4 protein-coding genes are annotated in these 2,892 nt (G+C 60.7%); 3 read left to right on the forward strand and 1 reads right to left on the reverse strand.

Annotation, left to right across the window (positions count from 1 at the left end):
- Nucleotides 1-497, forward strand: a 497-nt coding sequence (locus D6877_RS15565) for an ABC transporter permease subunit (RefSeq protein ID WP_130911365.1), incomplete at its 5' end; no start/stop codon positions are given.
- A gap of 195 nt (nt 498-692) precedes the next feature.
- Nucleotides 693-1,790 (forward strand): polyamine ABC transporter substrate-binding protein, encoded by a 1,098-nt coding sequence (locus D6877_RS15570; RefSeq protein ID WP_130911366.1) that lies wholly within the window; start codon nt 693-695, stop codon nt 1,788-1,790.
- A 245-nt stretch (nt 1,791-2,035) separates the two neighbouring features.
- Here D6877_RS15570 and thpR read toward each other — a convergent pair whose 3' ends face one another.
- On the reverse strand, nt 2,036-2,575 hold the full coding sequence (gene thpR / locus D6877_RS15575) for an RNA 2',3'-cyclic phosphodiesterase (RefSeq protein WP_130911367.1): 540 nt from the start codon (nt 2,573-2,575) through the stop codon (nt 2,036-2,038).
- Nucleotides 2,576-2,682: 107 nt separating this feature from the next.
- Here thpR and D6877_RS15580 point away from each other — a divergent pair, with 107 nt between their 5' ends.
- Nucleotides 2,683-2,877, forward strand: coding sequence for a hypothetical protein (locus tag D6877_RS15580; RefSeq protein ID WP_024013337.1), 195 nt, complete (start codon nt 2,683-2,685; stop codon nt 2,875-2,877).
- Nucleotides 2,878-2,892: the final 15 nt, after the last annotated feature.

Below are 2,892 nucleotides of genomic sequence, written 5' to 3' on the forward strand. Positions count from 1 at the left end.
TGATCGGCTGGCCGCAGGAGCGCGGCATCGTCACCATCTGGATCGCCCACACCACCTTTTGTGCCGCTTATGTGGCGGTGGTAGTCTCCGCGCGCCTGCGGGAACTGGATCTGTCGATCGAAGAAGCGGCGATGGACCTCGGCGCCAAACCATTCAAAGTGTTTTTCCTCATCACCATTCCCATGATCGCGCCGTCGCTGGCCGCCGGCGGGATGATGTCGTTTGCCTTGTCGCTGGACGATCTGGTGCTGGCGAGTTTCGTCTCCGGGCCGGGCTCGACGACGCTGCCGATGGAGGTGTTCTCGGCGGTGCGCCTGGGCGTGAAGCCTGAGATCAACGCCGTGGCCAGCCTGATTCTGCTGGCAGTGTCGCTGGTGACTTTCCTGGTCTGGTACTTCGGCCGCAAGGCAGAGGCCAACCGCAAAAAAGCGATCCAGGAAGCGATGGATCAGACCGCGAATGAGTCGTGGCAACAGCCGGCAGCGGCGACTGCCTGAGCAACACCGATGAACAACTGTGGCGAGGGGATTTATCCCCGTTGGGCTGCGAAGCGGCCCCTGCAGTTCTACCTGAAGACTCCGTATTCAGGTTTTGCGACTGCTTCGCAACCGAGCGGGGATAAATCCCCTCGCCACAAGGTTCAAGTGCACCGAGCTTTTGTTTTGTTGAATAAGAAGAAGGGAGTTGTACCGATGAAAATGTTTGGCAGGACTCTGCTGACACTGTCCTTAATGGGCGCAATGGTCATGGGCGCCCAGGCCAACGACAAGGTGCTGCGTGTTTACAACTGGTCCGATTACATCGCGCCGGACACCGTGAAAAAGTTCGAAGACGAGACCGGCATTCGCGTGACCTACGACGTCTTCGACAGCAACGAAACCCTGGAAGCGCGCCTGCTCGCGGGCAAATCCGGCTACGACATCGTGGTGCCGTCGAACAGTTTTCTGGCCAAGCAGATCAAGGCCGGCGTCTACCAGCCGCTGGACAAATCGAAGCTGCCGAACTGGAAGAATCTCAACCCGGTGCTGCTGAAAAACGCCGCCGCCAGTGATCCGGACAACGCGCACGCGTTCCCGTACATGTGGGGCTCGATCGGCATCGGTTTCAATCCGGCGAAGGTCAAGGAAGTACTCGGCGCCAACGCTCCGACCAACTCCTGGGACTTGCTGTTCAAACCGGAGAACGCGGAAAAGCTCAAAGCCTGCGGCATCAGTTTCCTCGATTCGCCGACCGAAATGCTCCCGGCCGCCCTGCACTATCTGGGCTATGCGGTGAACGACAAGGACAAGGCGCACATCGCCGAAGCCGAAGCGCTGTTCATGAAAATCCGCCCTTACGTGGCGTACTTCCACTCCTCGAAGTACATCTCCGATCTGGCCAACGGCAACATCTGCGTGGCGGTCGGTTACTCCGGCGACGTCCTGCAGGCCAAGGCCCGCGCGGTGGAATCGGGCAACAACGTGGTGATCGACTACAGCATTCCCAAGGAAGGCGCCGGCAGTTTCTACGACATGGTCGCGATACCCCGTGATGCGGCGAACGTCGACAACGCCTACCTGTTCATGGACTTCCTGATGCGCCCGGACATCATCGCCGAAGTCACCAACAGCATCGGCTACAGCAACGCCAACGCAGCGGCCACGCCACTGGTGGACGAAGCGATCCGCAACGAACCGGGCTCGTATCCGTCGCAAGCGGTGATGGCGACGTTGTATGCAGTGCCGGATCAGCCGATTGCCACGCAGCGGATCATGACGCGCGGCTGGACGCGGGTGAAGCTCGGTAAATAAAAACAGCGATGATCAAAAGTGTGGGAGCGAGCCTGCTCGCGAAAGCGGTAGGACAGGCGACGAAAATGTTGGATGTGCCGACGCCTTCGCGAGCAGGCTCGCTCCCACAATGAAGCAATGCAGTGCTGAAAATTTTCCGTTCACGCAGCGCCTTACCACCGCTGCACCCTGCTCTGAACGGCCTCACCCGGCTCCCTCGGCTCGGGTGAATTTGCAGGCGCCTTCGGGCGCCTTTTTTTGTCCGTTCAGATCAGCGGCCAGTCCTGCACAACCCGATAGCGGCCCTTGTGCGATTCGAACAGAGCGAAGCGTTCAGCACGCAGAAAGAACTCCGGCGGCGTGCGCGCTTCCGGCTCCGGGGCGCGGTACTCCCGCGCCAGTGTCAGGTGCGGGCGGAACTCGTGGGTGGGCTCGTCAAAACCGAACGGCAGCATCGCCTGTTCCAGCGCGTAGACCAGGCGCAACAACGCTGGCGGCGCCTGTTCCGGTGCCAGCGATAGCACACCGGCGCGATGCCAGACCTGCAAGCGATCCAGCGCAATGCGCAACGTTTCGCCGGGAATACGCACACTGCCCGCTGCTTCGCAGACGCCATGGATTTGCGCCAGCGGCACCGCACCGAGGAACAGCAGAGTCAGATGAAAGTTATCCGCCGGCACCGGTTTGCCGCTGCGCAGGCCCAGTTCCGCGCGCCACTGGGCGATTGCCTTGCGCTGCGCCGGCGGGCAGTCCAAAGCGAAAAACAGCCGTTTCGACGGTTCATCCCTGCGCACTTCATCCATCATCGCCCTGCCCCCCATATCGTCATGATCGCGCCGATTCTACACAGCCTGTTCTGACGACTCGCGACAGGAAGCTATAGTTCAAGGATTGCCATCAACCGGAGGCTGCCATGCGCGAGATCCTCAGCAAAGAACCCTGGTGGGCCCGGCCACCGCATCCCGGACAGGACGAAAGCGAACTGGAATGGGGCTGGCTGGTGCATTACAGCGAAGGCGAACCACGCTTCGAATTCGTTCGCGAGAGACCCAGCGACGAGCAGATTCGCAACCGCAAAAGTTGCCGGGTCACCCCCTCGCCCGAATGAATAGAGCCCGTGAGC

It is taken from the genome of Pseudomonas sp. Sample_9 (assembly GCF_004307535.1).
Classification (GTDB): Bacteria; Pseudomonadota; Gammaproteobacteria; order Pseudomonadales; family Pseudomonadaceae; genus Aquipseudomonas; species Aquipseudomonas mercuritolerans.